The 14,724-nt window shown below is 40.9% G+C and carries 14 protein-coding genes and 1 CRISPR repeat array; of the genes, 2 read left to right on the plus strand and 12 right to left on the minus strand.

Translation table 11 applies throughout. The features are described 5' to 3' along the window. Nucleotides 1-9 precede the first annotated feature (9 nt). The 6 genes from SYNTR_RS04565 to SYNTR_RS04585 all read right to left on the minus strand — a co-directional run bounded on the left by SYNTR_RS04565 (nucleotide 10) and on the right by SYNTR_RS04585 (nucleotide 4,785). The gene (locus SYNTR_RS04565) at nucleotides 10-1,971 is read right to left on the minus strand and encodes a DNA polymerase (RefSeq protein WP_156203416.1); all 1,962 of its coding nucleotides are present in this window, start codon (nucleotides 1,969-1,971) and stop codon (nucleotides 10-12) included. Further along, nucleotides 1,968-2,525 (minus strand): DUF2815 family protein, encoded by a 558-nt coding sequence (locus SYNTR_RS04570; protein WP_156203417.1) that lies wholly within the window; start codon nucleotides 2,523-2,525, stop codon nucleotides 1,968-1,970. The genes SYNTR_RS04565 and SYNTR_RS04570 overlap by 4 nt, the downstream gene beginning before the upstream one ends. A gap of 13 nt (nucleotides 2,526-2,538) precedes the next feature. Next, nucleotides 2,539-3,660 (minus strand): DUF2800 domain-containing protein, encoded by a 1,122-nt coding sequence (locus tag SYNTR_RS04575; protein WP_156203418.1) that lies wholly within the window; start codon nucleotides 3,658-3,660, stop codon nucleotides 2,539-2,541. Further along, the gene (locus SYNTR_RS04580; RefSeq protein WP_156203419.1) at nucleotides 3,653-3,961 is read right to left on the minus strand and encodes a DNA ligase; all 309 of its coding nucleotides are present in this window, start codon (nucleotides 3,959-3,961) and stop codon (nucleotides 3,653-3,655) included. The genes SYNTR_RS04575 and SYNTR_RS04580 overlap by 8 nt, the downstream gene beginning before the upstream one ends. After that, entirely contained in the window at nucleotides 3,954-4,121 is a 168-nt protein-coding gene (locus SYNTR_RS11535) for a hypothetical protein (protein WP_197079200.1), read from the minus strand. Before SYNTR_RS11535 ends, SYNTR_RS04580 begins: the two co-directional genes overlap by 8 nt. Nucleotides 4,122-4,266: 145 nt before the next feature. After that, nucleotides 4,267-4,785 carry a helix-turn-helix transcriptional regulator gene (locus SYNTR_RS04585; protein ID WP_156203420.1) on the minus strand — a complete coding sequence of 173 codons (519 nt, stop codon included), beginning with the start codon at nucleotides 4,783-4,785 and terminating at the stop codon, nucleotides 4,267-4,269. Between the two features lie 427 nt (nucleotides 4,786-5,212). Between SYNTR_RS04585 and SYNTR_RS04590 the strand changes: the two genes are divergently transcribed. Then, complete coding sequence (locus tag SYNTR_RS04590; RefSeq protein WP_156203421.1) at nucleotides 5,213-6,769, plus strand: hypothetical protein; 1,557 nt, start codon at nucleotides 5,213-5,215, stop codon at nucleotides 6,767-6,769. Between the two features lie 83 nt (nucleotides 6,770-6,852). After that, the gene (locus tag SYNTR_RS11540; protein WP_197079201.1) at nucleotides 6,853-7,029 is read left to right on the plus strand and encodes a hypothetical protein; all 177 of its coding nucleotides are present in this window, start codon (nucleotides 6,853-6,855) and stop codon (nucleotides 7,027-7,029) included. A 308-nt stretch (nucleotides 7,030-7,337) separates the two neighbouring features. Continuing rightward, nucleotides 7,338-9,708: a CRISPR direct-repeat array (repeat unit 28 nt; unit sequence GGATCACCCCCGCATGTGCGGGGAATAT). A gap of 29 nt (nucleotides 9,709-9,737) precedes the next feature. Here the strand turns inward: SYNTR_RS11540 and cas2e are convergent. The 6 genes from cas2e to casB are packed head-to-tail and all read right to left on the minus strand — an operon-like array spanning nucleotide 9,738 to nucleotide 14,723. Next, on the minus strand, nucleotides 9,738-10,634 hold the full coding sequence (cas2e, locus tag SYNTR_RS04595; RefSeq protein ID WP_156203422.1) for a type I-E CRISPR-associated endoribonuclease Cas2e: 897 nt from the start codon (nucleotides 10,632-10,634) through the stop codon (nucleotides 9,738-9,740). Continuing rightward, nucleotides 10,631-11,632, minus strand: a complete 1,002-nt coding sequence (gene cas1e / locus SYNTR_RS04600; protein WP_156203423.1) for a type I-E CRISPR-associated endonuclease Cas1e — start codon at nucleotides 11,630-11,632, stop codon at nucleotides 10,631-10,633. The genes cas2e and cas1e overlap by 4 nt, the downstream gene beginning before the upstream one ends. Before the next feature lie 13 nt (nucleotides 11,633-11,645). Then, nucleotides 11,646-12,287: a type I-E CRISPR-associated protein Cas6/Cse3/CasE gene (gene cas6e / locus SYNTR_RS04605; RefSeq protein ID WP_156203424.1), complete on the minus strand. Its 642-nt coding sequence runs from the start codon at nucleotides 12,285-12,287 to the stop codon at nucleotides 11,646-11,648. Between the two features lie 3 nt (nucleotides 12,288-12,290). Beyond that, the gene (gene cas5e, locus SYNTR_RS04610) at nucleotides 12,291-13,001 is read right to left on the minus strand and encodes a type I-E CRISPR-associated protein Cas5/CasD (RefSeq protein ID WP_156203425.1); all 711 of its coding nucleotides are present in this window, start codon (nucleotides 12,999-13,001) and stop codon (nucleotides 12,291-12,293) included. Next, nucleotides 12,998-14,110 carry a type I-E CRISPR-associated protein Cas7/Cse4/CasC gene (cas7e, locus tag SYNTR_RS04615; protein ID WP_156203426.1) on the minus strand — a complete coding sequence of 371 codons (1,113 nt, stop codon included), beginning with the start codon at nucleotides 14,108-14,110 and terminating at the stop codon, nucleotides 12,998-13,000. The genes cas5e and cas7e overlap by 4 nt, the downstream gene beginning before the upstream one ends. Before the next feature lie 16 nt (nucleotides 14,111-14,126). Further along, on the minus strand, nucleotides 14,127-14,723 hold the full coding sequence (gene casB, locus SYNTR_RS04620; RefSeq protein ID WP_156203427.1) for a type I-E CRISPR-associated protein Cse2/CasB: 597 nt from the start codon (nucleotides 14,721-14,723) through the stop codon (nucleotides 14,127-14,129). Nucleotide 14,724: the final 1 nt, after the last annotated feature.

Genomic DNA, 14,724 nt, shown 5'->3' on the forward strand with positions numbered 1-14,724 from the left:
TACCTTTTATTAATCTTTTTTATAGAATTCTGTTTCAAAACCATCTGCTTGCATCGGCAACCCTGGTGCCCATTTGATGGGCTGACACATAATAGTATTAACCTTATCTAGTGAACCTTTTTTTTGAGGAACATCTAACACCACCTCATCGTGGCAATGCATTACCACCTTATAACCTGCTTCATCAAGCCTAAGAAGTGCTTCAGCTAAGCAGTCTCTTGCAATTGCTTGAACACAATTCTCCACCAGCCGGCCTCCGTATGTGCTTATGCGCCCCCAGTTTTTTGTGGTTTGATCCACCCCTTCATAGGTAAGTTTTTCTTTATTAAACCGAGTATCTATTTCAATCCTAGGTCGTACATAGGCTAAACTTCTACCCGAGGGCAATCTGATAAATAGCATGCCACTTTTGTAGTAAAATTTAAGACCATACTGCATAGTGACTGCTGTTTTTTCTTTTACTGATTTGATTGCTGCTTTTTCAATATTCCACCAAAGCTTGACTATGTTAGGGTTAGAATTTCGCCATGCAGCTACAATCTCTGGCAGTTCTTCTTCCTTTAAACCCATCTTTAATGCTCCCATGGCAATAAGTGCACCTACACTCCCTTGGTAACCACATGCCAAAGTTGCTATCTTCCCTTTTGCTCTTAGCTCATACTCAGGATTGCCCTTAACAATTTTCTCAAGGGGTACGCCAAACATACGGCTTGCTGCCATTTCATAAATCTTCCCATGCCCTTTAAAAGTTTCTACAACCCATTTTTCTCCGGCTAGCCATGCAATAATCCGGGCTTCAATAGAGCTAAAATCCGATACAATAAACCGACAACCGGGGGATGGGATGAAAGCTGTTCTTATAAGTTGGGATAAGGTGTCCGGTACTGAGTCAAAAAGTAGCTCCATGGTTTCATAGTTTCCAGCTTTTAAAATCTCTCTTGCAATGTGTAAATCCTCCATGGAGTTTCTAGGCAGGTTTTGAATTTGAATTAGCCTACCTGCCCATCGCCCTGTTCGACTTGCTCCATAATATTTCAATAATCCACCGGCTCTTTCGTCTTTTCTTATAACCCGCTTCATAGCCTCATACTTTTTCACTGAGGTTTTTGACATATCTTGCCTAAGTTTTAATAAATGCTTAACGTCTTCAATATGGGTTTCTTTTAGCAGTTCTGATACTACATCTTTAGATAAACTCTCCACTTTAATTTCGTGTATATCATTTAGCCAAGTTTTTAGCTGGGCAGGGCTGTTTGGGTTATCAAGCCCAGTTAAATCCTTGGCTTCTTTTATTAATTTCTTCTGATAGGCTTCATTGAAATAAATGGCGTTTTGTACAAACTTCATATCAACTCTTACGCCTAAGTCATTTGTTTTTTGGTCTAAACACCACAGCCTTATTTCTTTTTCCGGCATAGGGTAGCGTTCTAGTTTTTTCCTTATAGCCTGCTCCACTTCTACATCTTGCTTGCAGTACGTCTTAAATTGCTCCCACTTTACAAGGTCATGCTTGGGTAAGTTTCTGGTTCTCCCATTATTGGCTTTAGTCGGCTTGCAGGGCGTGGAAAAATATCTTATTAAGCCTTTACCTTCACTTATTTTTTGCTGCGATAAATTCATGCATTTAGCAACTCCTTCCAAACTAGCTGGTAGACCTAGCGTTAGGGAATGGGCTTGGCTACACCGCCATTGTTCTGGTGGCATTAATGTTCTAAAGTATCTAGCAAGACAGGTTCTTTCAAAATTAGCATTAAAAGCTGTTTTAATAATTTCAGGGTTTGTTAATGCGCTATGAAGCTCACTAGGAATCTGTTCTCCACTAGCTATGTCGATTATTTCTACCTCGCCATCATCAAATGCGTAAGCTAAAAGTAGAATTTCAAAATCAGAAGAACTACTATAGGCATAAACCCCACACTCGGTGAGGTTTATGCTTGAATAGGTTTCCAAATCTAGGGTTAAGGTTCTCATGAGAGAAAGTCCTCATCAATTTCGGTAGCAAAATCATCCTCCGGTCTGCTTTTAGCACCTAAGGCTTCGCCGTCACGAATTTTTTGCAAGTTATTTAGCCCACAGGCAATGCCTTTATTACCATTGCTATTAAAGGCATAGAAGTTGATGCTTACCCTGCCATATACTCCGCTGTAAACTTCAGATCTCTCAAGAATAGGCTGACGATCAGCATCTACAATGCCAGGTGCGCTTGTAGAATTAGCGTTAATGAAATAGGCATTAGCATAAGCTGCATCATCAGGTCTCTCAGTATCACCACAACGTAAAGGTTCTTTAATAGCTGAAAGAGGTGGTACAGTTTTACCATTTCCTTTTAGCTTACCTTCTCCCTCACGGTATGCAGCTTCAATGGCAGCCTTGATTTTTTCTACATTTTTGGTATCAGATTTGGGGATAATAAGCGATACTGAAAACTTTGGAGTACCACCATTAATTGATTTTGCTTCCCAAATATTGGCATAAGACCAACGAGTATCAGGACCAGTTATAACTTTTGTAGGGTTGTTTGACATATTGTTTTCCTCCTTATAATTCACTAAAATCTTGTTGTACAGTATTAATAGTAGGGCGTTTATCGCTATGCAAAACTAGTGTAGGTTTGCCTTGAGGTTTTTCTACAAGATTACCTAGTAGTTCAGCAAATTTACTTTTACCAAGTTTTTTTTCCATAGCACTAATTCCAATGACCTTGTGTTCAAAGGGATCGTAGCCTGCTGCCTGTACTACCTTTGCTACTGCATCTTCATTAATGTATTTACGGTTGCTTTTGCCTTCCACAAGCTTCCAGCCACTCCAATGCTTTCCGCTTAGAGCGCTTCGCAATGCATAATCCTTGATGTCATTAGCCCATGATACAAGGGCGTCAATTTTTTCAAGAATATTATCTACCTCATCATCTTCCAATAAAGGAGGAAGCTTAAAGTCATAGCGGGCAAGTTCCAGATTGTGTTCGGCTCTAGCTCGGCACTCATTTTTCGCTTTGCAAAACCGGCACCATTCACCGCATTGGTAATTACCTTCCCCGGCATAGGCTAATTCTGCAGCAGGTTTTATTATTTCTTCAGCCCACTGATACAGATTTTCTTTTGATACTATGTAGGTAGAAACATTATCCCTGCGTGGCTGATAAACAGTCATGGAAACATTATCAATGTCGTAGATGTCATCGAATAATTCCAATGCGCCTAAACTATAAAGCTTCATTTGTGGGTTGTCTTGGGATTCTACCAAAATACCTGCTCCGTGTTTATAATCTGCTACGTGGATAGTTCCATCTGCAATAAGCAGTGCATCTACTGTGCCAAAACCTTCTTTAACATATTTTGAAAAGTCGAGACGCTGTTCAATAAGAATAATTGGATCTTTGCAGGATTCCTTTGCTTTTTCTAGCAGTCCCAGGATAAATTCGGTATAACCGTCTGCACATTTTTCCATCTCCTCGTTATAAAAGGTAAGATCTGCTGTAGGTTCTTTAGCATCTAAACCTAATGCTTTTTTTAATTTATACTCGCAAAGTAAATGTGCAGATGTACCTTCAGCAGCATAATCGCTACCCTTGTCCTCATAGTTTTCGCCAAGCCTAGCTGATGGTGGGCAGCTTATCCACCTACTAGAAGATGAGGCTGAAAGCAATGCGTGTTTACCCATTGCCTAGCACCTCTGCTTCCTTAAGCAGTGCGGGATACTTCGCAGGATAGATTTCAGATAGTTTCTCAGCACCATGTTTTTCTAATAGTGCTCGAACCTCAGATGTATACCCAGCTAATGCTTTATCAGCAAGAACTGCTCTAACTGCTTCAAGAGTAATGGGGTTTTCCTCTGTTTCTTGCGAAGATGTTATCTGGATACCACCACTGCTATTAAAAAATTTAGTAAGTAAATCTGCTGCGCTGTTAAGTGATTGAACAGCGTTTCGCAGTTCTGTTACAACTTGAGATAGATCACTCATCTTTTGCTCTCCCCCGTTCCTCTTCTTGCTGCTTAAGGGTTAATAATTTTTTCGCAAGTCGCTTTGACACTACGCTGATGGCTGTGAGAACATCCGCCAATTTCTCATCCATCTCAGAGTCACGGCTATTAGTGTCAGTTTGGTTTGCTTGTTTCTGCATTGTTTAACCTCCGTTCCGAGGGCTGTTTTTTTTCCCTCAACCTCCAAAGGACAAAAGGTAGAAGTTTGAGTAATGACTTTGAAAAATAGTTTTGATTATACCCTCTGATATCCACAGGACCCCAGAGGGTATTGTGAGTAATTAATTACTCACAATCCTTCAAAAGTTCTTTTAGATAGGCAAAAATCTTTAGTTTACGATTGTTGATTGTCTTTTGAGACCGACCGATACAATCTGATATTTCACGTTCAGTTTTCCCCATGCTGAAGAGTTCAGCGATACGGCGATTCTCCGGGTCAAGCTCATCAAGGGCTGCATAGAGTTCCTCAAGAAGTAGCTTGTCCTCTAGAAGTTCATCAATATTTACTGAATCAGGAACGTCGAAACCATCAGCACTAAACTTGTCCAGCGATAGGACGTTTCTTGTTCTTTGATTATCACATGTACTACAATCATCCATGCAACGTTTGGTTCCACCTCTTCCATTACTAATGATGCAACGCTTCTCTCTTTCCTTGCGCTTGTTTTCGGCCCAGAGTGGTTGCTTGTAGGCCCGATAGACTTCTTCTGTGACTTCTATCACTTGGTTGTCGATTGTTAAGTGCCATGCACCGTTGTAGAAATCCTTGTTCTTTGGTTGACCATGATTGTCATTGATTGACATTTTTTTGCACCCTTTCCGCCGGACTGCACTGGCGGCAAAGAATACAAAAATAGGTCTGTGCCTAGAAGTACACAGACCCTTTTATCTTAAAAATGAGCGCAATAAGGGAAGGTACTTCTATTGCACCGCCACAGTCATTTAGGACTGGAGCGAAACAACTTATGTATCCTTTGCCCTTATTGCAAATCAGGCATTAAATATTTTTGTAGAAAGAAAGTCTACTGTCGGATTTCCATTAATTAAACTTTTATTAAGCCATATGGTGGAATTTACCACGCAGCTTTGATATGATTAATTTGACAGCTTTTATTCCACAATAAAAAACCTTAAGTAACTCTCCCTCTAAGAATTAGCTTATAGTTTATTGGGTTTCCCGTAACAGTTACTAAGGTTTATTTAGTTACTATTTTGCTTTGGGGGTCTATTCATGGATAATATTAATCACCCATACCTTTCCGGTGGGATCTTTTTTACATTACTCTTACAGGCAAGAAAACAGCGTGGTAATGCACGAGGTAGATTGCAAGGTGGGAACGACAGTTTTTCTGATACCGAGGTCTTAAAAGGTCTTATTTATGTAACAAATCGTAAAAAAGAGATTTCTTATCTTACTACTTTTAAGAAAAACACTTCCGAATATAAATCTTGTCAGTTTTCAGGTGGTACTTATATTCCCTTTAATGAAAAACATGTTATTGATAGTTTCGATGATGCTATAAAAAACAACTATTCTGACACCCTTGGGAGAATGTCAGATTTTGTGGATAGCTATTTAGATATAGAAAACACCTCTAAAGTTGAATGGCTTATAAAGGCACTACTTGAGGTTGTAGAGTTGGATGCTGCTATTAAAGATTCAGATCTATTTTACATTCAAAGTACTGGACAGGCTTTAAGCAAAAAGGCACTAACATCATTAGTCAATATTGATTTTCAGCCCTTTCTTTTGGGAGTTTTACACTATATTATTTTAAATCGGCAGGACAACACTCTCGGCCGTGCTACCTATGAAGCTTGGCATGAAAGGTCTACTAAGCATTCAGGATGGAAATTTACTAGCGATATTGGTAGCGGCATTAATCGACATGTAAATGTTGCTGTATTGCGCACGAAAGAGAAATCTACATCTGAATTCACTTCTAGTCAAAATTTTTCAGTACAGACGAAAATGACAAACATCCAGCCCGACAACCATCTACAATTTGATTTTTGCATCTCTTTTGCCGAGCAAAACATCAAACTAGATGTAACTTCGGAAGACGGTGCGCAAAAGGTTTTCTCCACAAACTATACAGATTGCAAAGCCGATGATTTTTCAATCGAAGTTAAGAACCGCATAATGAGGTGGTATGTGGGTGGCGGGAACCAACCTTTTACTGTGACCATAACAGATAAGCGGATCGACCTTGCCAAGTCCCAATTTGCTGATATTGAGGTCAAACTTTTTGCAGGAGATGAACTCAGCTTAGAAGAAGAATTACGATATAACCACTTAGGACTGCTTATTAAAAGGTTTGAACATGAACGTTGTGTTAAAGAGAAAGCTGTAACAGCTTATCTCAAGGATAAAATGTTCCAAACCTATAGTCATGTGGGTTTTTATACACATTTGCTTGAATTTATAAAGGAAATCCTTGACTTTCCATATCGCCGGGGTGCATTTCAAGATGCCGAATACAGAGAAAAGTTTGTACAATTTGACGTGTATACAACCACTGTTTCGAAGCATTGCGGAGGGTATTTTGTTGTCGATTTGCCAAGGCAAGATGTTGAGGAAGCATTTAAAAAAGATGGGCTACTACAATTTCAAGGTAATTCAGTTTGCGACTGGGGTGTTGAGATGGCCAAGAAAATAGCCGTTCAATACTATGTACGATATATTGGAAGGCAAATTATTGATCATGAACATATTGTATTAGATAGTGATGAATATTGGAATACTCAAAAAACTAGCGTTCATATATGGAACATTGGCCCTCATTGAATACACCAGAAACCACCCACTCCTCAAGGCAGTTAGCCTCGAAAGGTGCAAAAGTGAAAACCTTCTTGACGATAGATTGTTTTTTGTTTATTCGATCAATATATTCTATTAGCTTAGTTATATTAAAAACAAATATAACTTTTTTGAAGTATTCATGCAATAACCTTGCTACTGCTAGTCTTATGTATGCATGTTCTAAAAAAATACATGAAATTGATGAAGAAATTACATACCAAGGTCAAAAGGATTTTGAGGTATAGTGAATAAGTAAAAGTGGTTTGAAAATTGTTGTAAAAATTCAATATTATTATATTAAATAAAGCTGTTAGCTAAAGAATTTTTTACTTTTAATTATATATTGCTAGTTAAATAGATTTACTTAAAAATCATAAGAATAACTTTTTTTTGAAATGGGCAGCTAAACTTGCTCTTTTCAAATTTTTATATGGCTTATTTAATTTATCTTTGTAATTAAGGTCACATATAATGCTGCTGTAGTTTGAAAAATACCTACTATTGCACCTAGTTTAATTTGAAAATCTACAGTGTATGGTTTTGGAGGTTTTAGGAATCACCCCCGCATGTGCGGGGAATATCATAAAGTCTGTTTCGTCTTTCTTCCTCCTGTTTAATCACCCCCGCATGTGCGGGGAATATCCTTTTTCTTTCATATAATCCCTGCCTATGATGGGATCACCCCCGCATGTGCGGGGAATATTTTAAAAAACATCTCAAATCTCTTAGCTTGTTAGGATCACCCCCGCATGTGCGGGGAATATATAGCTATTTTATAAGCCATAATAGCATCAATAGGATCACCCCCGCATGTGCGGGGAATATCTATATATCTTTCCTCTAATCATCATATATTCAGGATCACCCCCGCATGTGCGGGGAATATTCACCGTGTATAATTTTATTTATAAATTCGTTAGGATCACCCCCGCATGTGCGGGGAATATGGGCATTCATCTCCGGTATATGGTTTGAGTTCAGGATCACCCCCGCATGTGCGGGGAATATTTAGTGGTGCAAAGAAAATACTTGATAAAAGAGGGATCACCCCCGCATGTGCGGGGAATATATCTAGTATTTTTGATATTATCTAATAATATCAGGATCACCCCCGCATGTGCGGGGAATATGCTATTTGCAACAATAAATCAGCTGTTATTACAGGATCACCCCCGCATGTGCGGGGAATATATTTTAGAATTTTTGATGATTCTGTTATATAGATAGGATCACCCCCGCATGTGCGGGGAATATTTTCCTTGAAACCTTAATTCACTTACTCCGTCAGGATCACCCCCGCATGTGCGGGGAATATAATTGATAAACTTCAATAAATTCATCTAAATAAGGATCACCCCCGCATGTGCGGGGAATATATATAAGTATCAGTAGTTGGATTTACCCAATTAGGATCACCCCCGCATGTGCGGGGAATATTCCTCCGTTTTTACCTACCATTTTAAAGCCACAGGATCACCCCCGCATGTGCGGGGAATATATTATGAAGAATATCAAGTTAGAACAATTGTTAGGATCACCCCCGCATGTGCGGGGAATATGGTTTACTTTCACCACAATAAGCACATTTATTGGGATCACCCCCGCATGTGCGGGGAATATTATTTCCGTATAGCTCCCAACCTCTTGAACATAGGATCACCCCCGCATGTGCGGGGAATATCGCTTTTTTCTTCCTTGCAACTGTCGGTAAATAGGATCACCCCCGCATGTGCGGGGAATATTATTTCTCTAAATTTATTTGACTATCCTTCGCGGGGATCACCCCCGCATGTGCGGGGAATATATCTTTACTCCTTCACCTAAAACTGGCGTTCTAGGATCACCCCCGCATGTGCGGGGAATATTAATCCGGGTGCTTCTACCATAGCACCATTAAAGGATCACCCCCGCATGTGCGGGGAATATGGTAGTATATCATATCTTTCTATAGTTAAATCAGGATCACCCCCGCATGTGCGGGGAATATCATCTTCGTCAACTTCCCATTTCGGGTTAATTGGGATCACCCCCGCATGTGCGGGGAATATAATCCTGTAGCCTATCCCATCAATCTCAATCCAGGATCACCCCCGCATGTGCGGGGAATATCTTTAATCTTCTTTGCATTGGTCATTTTGTTAAGGATCACCCCCGCATGTGCGGGGAATATATTAGCACTTCTACACTACTGTTTTTACTTTTAGGATCACCCCCGCATGTGCGGGGAATATTCTATATCACATCCTTATCAATTAGCTCCTTCAGGATCACCCCCGCATGTGCGGGGAATATTTAAAAGAAATGGGTTGGAGTAGCGTTGAGGAAGGATCACCCCCGCATGTGCGGGGAATATTTCTTAGGGTAATTCGCGTTAATAACCCTAATAGGATCACCCCCGCATGTGCGGGGAATATTCACGGTTGATGTTTTCACAGAAGATGGGGAAAGGATCACCCCCGCATGTGCGGGGAATATCTGTTCACCCATCTCAGGCTTATCAAACAACATGGATCACCCCCGCATGTGCGGGGAATATTGAGGTGGGAAAGATTCCCCACGCGCTTTGAAAGGATCACCCCCGCATGTGCGGGGGATCACCCCCGCATGTGCGGGGAATATTGGTAGGCTTTTTGTCTTTTTTCATACATACCAGGATCACCCCCGCATGTGCGGGGAATATAGTGACTTCTTGCTATATCGGTAGCCTTACATGGGATCACCCCCGCATGTGCGGGGAATATTTTACAGTAAAATTTTTCGCCTTTCCACTCCCAGGATCACCCCCGCATGTGCGGGGAATATTGCCTGTTTAGCTAACTCAAAATTCACTTGTTGGGATCACCCCCGCATGTGCGGGGAATATTTATATTTTCTGAGGTGAAAGATGAAATATATAGGATCACCCCCGCATGTGCGGGGAATATACTAAAATAACGTTGATAATAAGGCATTTCTACTTTTGTTCTTTCTCTAATTCAATGAGTTTTTCATAGAGTTGAAATGTAATTTTACAGTCTTCAATGCTACGATGCATAGTTTGTACCTCAATCCCAAAGTATTTTAACAGTGTTGATAGCTTATAGTTTTTCACATCATCTACCAAACGTCTTGCAATCTTTAAAGTGTCCAAACATCTGTTGGAAAATAACGGTATATCAAGCTGTTGACAGGCAGCTCTCAAGAAACTGTAATCAAAATCTCCATTATGGGAAACAACTGGCATATTCCCTGCAAATTCTAAAAATTCTGGTAAAACTTCTTCCAATTCTTTGCCTTTCTCTTCAAGCATTATATCAGAAATACCTGTTAATACCTCAATAGATTTTGGCACGCTACCTTTTGACTTTACCAAGGCTTGAAATGTCGCTTCTACTTGTCCATCTTTTATTTTGAGAGCTCCTATTTCAATAATTTCATGTTCTGCCACTGACAAGCCTGTTGTCTCCACGTCCAAAACTAAATATGTTTTGAGAAATTTTTCTCCTTTATTATTTTTCTTCGTCATTTGCTTAGCTTTTCTTATTTTAGCTGCATTGCTGTAACCCATCCGCTGCTCCCCCAGTTTTTGGATACGTGCAGGGCTTGGTCGTAGCATTAATTTTAATCCATCAAAATTAATAGGTTCCCATGTGGTATTATGAACACGAAAATCAAGTCTTTGTTCATTTTTAGCGCTGTAGACCATTGTTGCCCTGCCATTTTTCGTATTTTCTGTTATCCGTGTCCAAAGCTGATCTCTGACTCTGGCACTTACTTTGCCTACATATACGCCTGTGTCTATTTCCTGTAACCACTTGGTTAAATCTCCACGCAGACTAATAGGGCAGTCTGTTAACGTAATAACAATCATGTTTCTTCCTCCAAAATGTTGCCATAACCTTCTTCCAGCAAGTCTTCCTCCAACTCTGATAACTCTTTACCATAGGAGACTGCATTGGGCACTAGACCTTTTTTATCGTCCCACAGATGCAACGTTTTTATTTCCGGCTCGTCTTCAGACGCTAATTCGCCCAAAAGTAGCTCCCTAATATCCTTCACGACTTGTTTTAGAAGATACCCATCAGCAATGGCGTCACGCACCCTGTGTCTTGTGGCAGAGCCAATGTCATCCGGCTGCTCTGCTGCAATTATAAAGGCAATTGGAATTGTAATAGTGCCTTTATAAAGATCTGCTATGTCATAAACGAATGACCGGTCATGACCTGTGTGAACAAATCCCAGACCAGGAGAACAGCCCAATGCCACAATGACACTATGCACAACACCGTAAAGACAAGCATGAGCTGCGGATAATGCCATATTGACCGGATCGCTGGCATTGAAATTATTTGGATCGTACTCTCTGCCATTCCAAGACACGCCTGTCTCTTGGGAAGCTTTACGGTAAATGGCTCTTACCCTAGCTCCTTCTCTTCCTCTCAGCTGCTGCATGGTTAAGGATGAAACATCTTCTCCATGAAAGCGCATCTTATACATGTGTCGAGCAACGGCTACCCTTGTTTGAACATTTGAAACCAGCTTTGCCTGTCGAATCAGCAAGTGGGCAGAATGGGAAAGTGGGTTGCCGTGAGCGTAATACCTCACTCCCTGTTCTCCCACCCATATAATACTAATTCCGGTATTACCCGCCAATTCCATGGCTCTATGAGAAATATTTGTACCCGGACCCAGCAGTAATACACTAAGTGATGCTGCTGGCACATGCACTGTTCCCCTTATATCTGTGACAGTGAGAGCACCATCCTGTCGATTGATCATGCAACGCTCAAGGTATAAGAAAGAGATTCTGTCCTTTGTTTGGGGCAATGTCTGTAAATCTGGCTTTTCGATGCCAAAATGTTCAGCCACCTCACTCACCCCTTCATCGTGCTATGGTAAGCAGTCCACAGCCATAGGCCTTTGCTCTTCCAATTCCTGTGGTCAATGACGCTGTAAAATGTTCAATGTCAGTGATTGTTAATAACCCTTCAAAGGTTGCGGTTCTTATAATCACTTCCCTAGCCCCTTTCCGACTCTTGGGAAATTTTTCCCACTGGGTGTGCGTTACACCAAAATTATCTTCATTCAATTTAAACCCACATTTTTCTGATCGTTTTATTAACCATTGCCGTTGTTGTTCCTGAGTAACATGGGCATGTACTTTTCCTCGCCCTGTTCCTTCGTCCTTCTCTTTAAAACTGCTTTGGGTGGGATTAGCCCGCAGTCGAAATTTCCAAGAGTCCCCTTCTTGCAATTTTGCTAAAAAGGTTCTGTAATCCTTTGTTTCCCATCCTTGTTCATTATCTGTGTACCCAAATTGTCTCACGAGATGGGTGAAATCAGGCTGTTCACCACTGAGCACTAATAAATAACATTTATCGCCCATCCAATCTACACGCCATAGGTTGCGTTGGCGCTCTCCATTAATACTCTGTTCCACAGCTCCATGCATTAATGGAGGTATGACTAAAGCTTGCATGGTTTCTCTACGTTTTGCATTTAATGCAATTCGAGATATATACATGAGCTATTCCCCCCTTAGTTCCTGCATCGGGTCATGGGCTGTTGTATCTCCCTGTACAGTATGACGACTCTCATTATTAATAACCACTTTTGCTTCAATTTCCGTAACAAGACGGAATCCAAATTTCCGATGGTTTTGATCAAAAGAGATAGGGTTGTCGCGAATATAATAAGCTCCCCCTGTTTCTTTTTCTACTTCTACCACAATGGGCAGTTGAACGTATTTGGCCTCCTTACGTCGCAGCCAGTCACTAATAAGCCATTCTTCTTCCTGCAGTGCTTCTACCAAATTTTTATTAGTACGGATTCCTAAAGAAATTTTTCCTTCCGGCGGACAAGAGCGTCTGCCTAAAAACAATGGAAACGTAGGGATGCGTAATGCCGTATCTATTTCTTTAAGAAGGGTTTCTACACCTTGCAGCCCAACTAAAAAGACAGCATCAGAAAGATAATAACGGTTGGTGACATAGGTAGATTTAACACTTTTAGCAGTGTGATAATCCCTTAGTAAGTCACCTGCTTGATCAACTCGAACACCAAAACGCAAAGACTGTAAATCATCAATTCCTTCATCCCGACGACGGCCTAATGCTGCAGCAACAAGTCCAATAACACCACTTTTGGTTGGAATAGACTGGGTACCCCTCCGATCAAATTTTGCGTCAACACCCCATGATTGTAGAGGTGCGGCTAATCGCAATAAAAGTGTGCTCATTGGTTATCCCCACCAGTTCTTAACCGTTCCTGAAGTTCTTCTTTTAATGTATCAAGCACATCCTTCAATGGCTTTGTTTCACCAGCCAGCTCTTTCAGCGACTCTCCTATTACTAATGATAACACAGGTGACCCTAACCAGTTTTTGTGTACATCATTGGCATGTTTTACTAACGCTTTTGCTGATGCTTCCACATATCCTTCATCGTTATTTTTACCTGATTGCACCGGTCGTTCGAAAGCTCCCACCAGATTAATGGGCTGGTCGTTCCGCAGTGTTACAAATACGGCATCTGGCAAGGTGCGGTTGGCAAAGGTGTTTTGCTTACCTGTTGGCATCGAGCACACAAATGCATTAAGAAAGGCTTTCACTGCTTCTGCAGTTTCTTCTTCCAAGTAGCGATGTAGTTCGTGTACTGCAATTGTGGCGTAGCGGTAAAGAGTTGCAGAATTAAACTCAACAGTGCCAATGTGACCTGCACCAGCGTTATCTTCTGGAGACAAGTCGTCTACAGCTGTGAAATAATCGTATTCTCTGTTAACTTTATGGGTGGATATACTGTGAGCTACTTGGGCACAAGCATCGGTGTTCAGCGATGGGTCATCTGCTACCATGCGACCAAATAATGCAATTTCAATGCCTGGTGATTCTTTTAATGCTTGCTTTGCTTTTTTCTTAGCTTCTGTTGACGGCGTGCTTTTTATAGCATCAGGATCCTCTGTCGCTAATTCTGCCAATGCTTTTGCCTGGGCAACGCTCATAAAAAACAATGCATCCGCACCTTTTTCTGCTGACTTGATTTTTAAACCTGCAGCAGTCAGTATATTAATAGCTGCTTCTTCTGTTTTTTCAATACCACCCAACTTTTTAATCTCTTTTTCCACCATACTTACAATCCGTTTAGTTCTTTTTCCAAGGCTATCTTGAGGTATAATCTCTTCAAATATGACTCGCATAGCTCTCTTCCAGCTTTGGGAAGAAACCCTAGCCCGATTGGCACCTCCGTACACGGCTGACTTAGGACTGCCGGTATCATCTCTATTGACGCAGCTAGGAGGTACTGTTTGTAAAACATGCACATCTAAATATAGTCTTTCATTGGTTTTCATTTGTTTACCACCCTTTCTAACTTCTTAGATTACCATCACCTTCAACATTGCTTTTAATGCGATAAAATTCTCGTCCCCAGCGTAATCTCACTGAATCTCTAGCCTCAGGAAACTGAAATAAATATAAATCTTTTGCCAGTTCGGGATAATCCAATGGTATGTCCTGAGATTTTAACAGCTGAATCAAACCTCTTAGATGATGTGAAAACTCTGCCAAGCTGTCTGATGTAGCAGCTGCATCAAACCTTCGTTTGACCCTTATTTCATCTTCTTCATTTTTAATTAATTTACGTAGAGATGTGCCTAGGGTATTTTTATCTTTACTCATGGCGTTCTGTTGCATATCTGCCCCCTGTTGATGTAATGCATAAAGAGTTAAGGCGGTGTGCACCGCCCATTCTCCTCTTGTAGGTGCGCCATCTTTACTGGTTAACGACTCATCCAGCCCATTTAAGGTTATATCCCATAATTCCGGCATACTGCCTGGTTCATTACCAATGCCCCGCCGCAATTTTGCCAATGTTGCGCGAGCTGCTGCTTCGTTGCTACTGCCAGACAACCGGCTGATTTGATATTTTACAAAATTACTTACCTTCTTGACTTCATCAGCCATA

The organism is Candidatus Syntrophocurvum alkaliphilum (assembly GCF_009734445.1).
Taxonomy (GTDB): domain Bacteria; phylum Bacillota; class Syntrophomonadia; order Syntrophomonadales; family Syntrophomonadaceae; genus Syntrophocurvum; species Syntrophocurvum alkaliphilum.

Coding starts and splice junctions, on each gene's coding strand:
- cas5e (WP_156203425.1), bottom strand. CDS start 13,001: ATGAGCACACTTTTATTGCGATTAGCCGCACCTCTACAATCATGGGGT.
- SYNTR_RS04570 (WP_156203417.1), bottom strand. CDS start 2,525: ATGTCAAACAACCCTACAAAAGTTATAACTGGTCCTGATACTCGTTGG.
- casB (WP_156203427.1), bottom strand. CDS start 14,723: ATGGCTGATGAAGTCAAGAAGGTAAGTAATTTTGTAAAATATCAAATC.
- SYNTR_RS04580 (WP_156203419.1), bottom strand. CDS start 3,961: ATGAGTGATCTATCTCAAGTTGTAACAGAACTGCGAAACGCTGTTCAA.
- cas7e (WP_156203426.1), bottom strand. CDS start 14,110: ATGAAAACCAATGAAAGACTATATTTAGATGTGCATGTTTTACAAACA.
- SYNTR_RS04590 (WP_156203421.1), top strand. CDS start 5,213: ATGGATAATATTAATCACCCATACCTTTCCGGTGGGATCTTTTTTACA.
- SYNTR_RS11535 (WP_197079200.1), bottom strand. CDS start 4,121: ATGCAGAAACAAGCAAACCAAACTGACACTAATAGCCGTGACTCTGAG.
- SYNTR_RS04565 (WP_156203416.1), bottom strand. CDS start 1,971: ATGAGAACCTTAACCCTAGATTTGGAAACCTATTCAAGCATAAACCTC.
- cas6e (WP_156203424.1), bottom strand. CDS start 12,287: ATGTATATATCTCGAATTGCATTAAATGCAAAACGTAGAGAAACCATG.
- cas2e (WP_156203422.1), bottom strand. CDS start 10,634: ATGATTGTTATTACGTTAACAGACTGCCCTATTAGTCTGCGTGGAGAT.
- SYNTR_RS04585 (WP_156203420.1), bottom strand. CDS start 4,785: ATGTCAATCAATGACAATCATGGTCAACCAAAGAACAAGGATTTCTAC.
- SYNTR_RS04575 (WP_156203418.1), bottom strand. CDS start 3,660: ATGGGTAAACACGCATTGCTTTCAGCCTCATCTTCTAGTAGGTGGATA.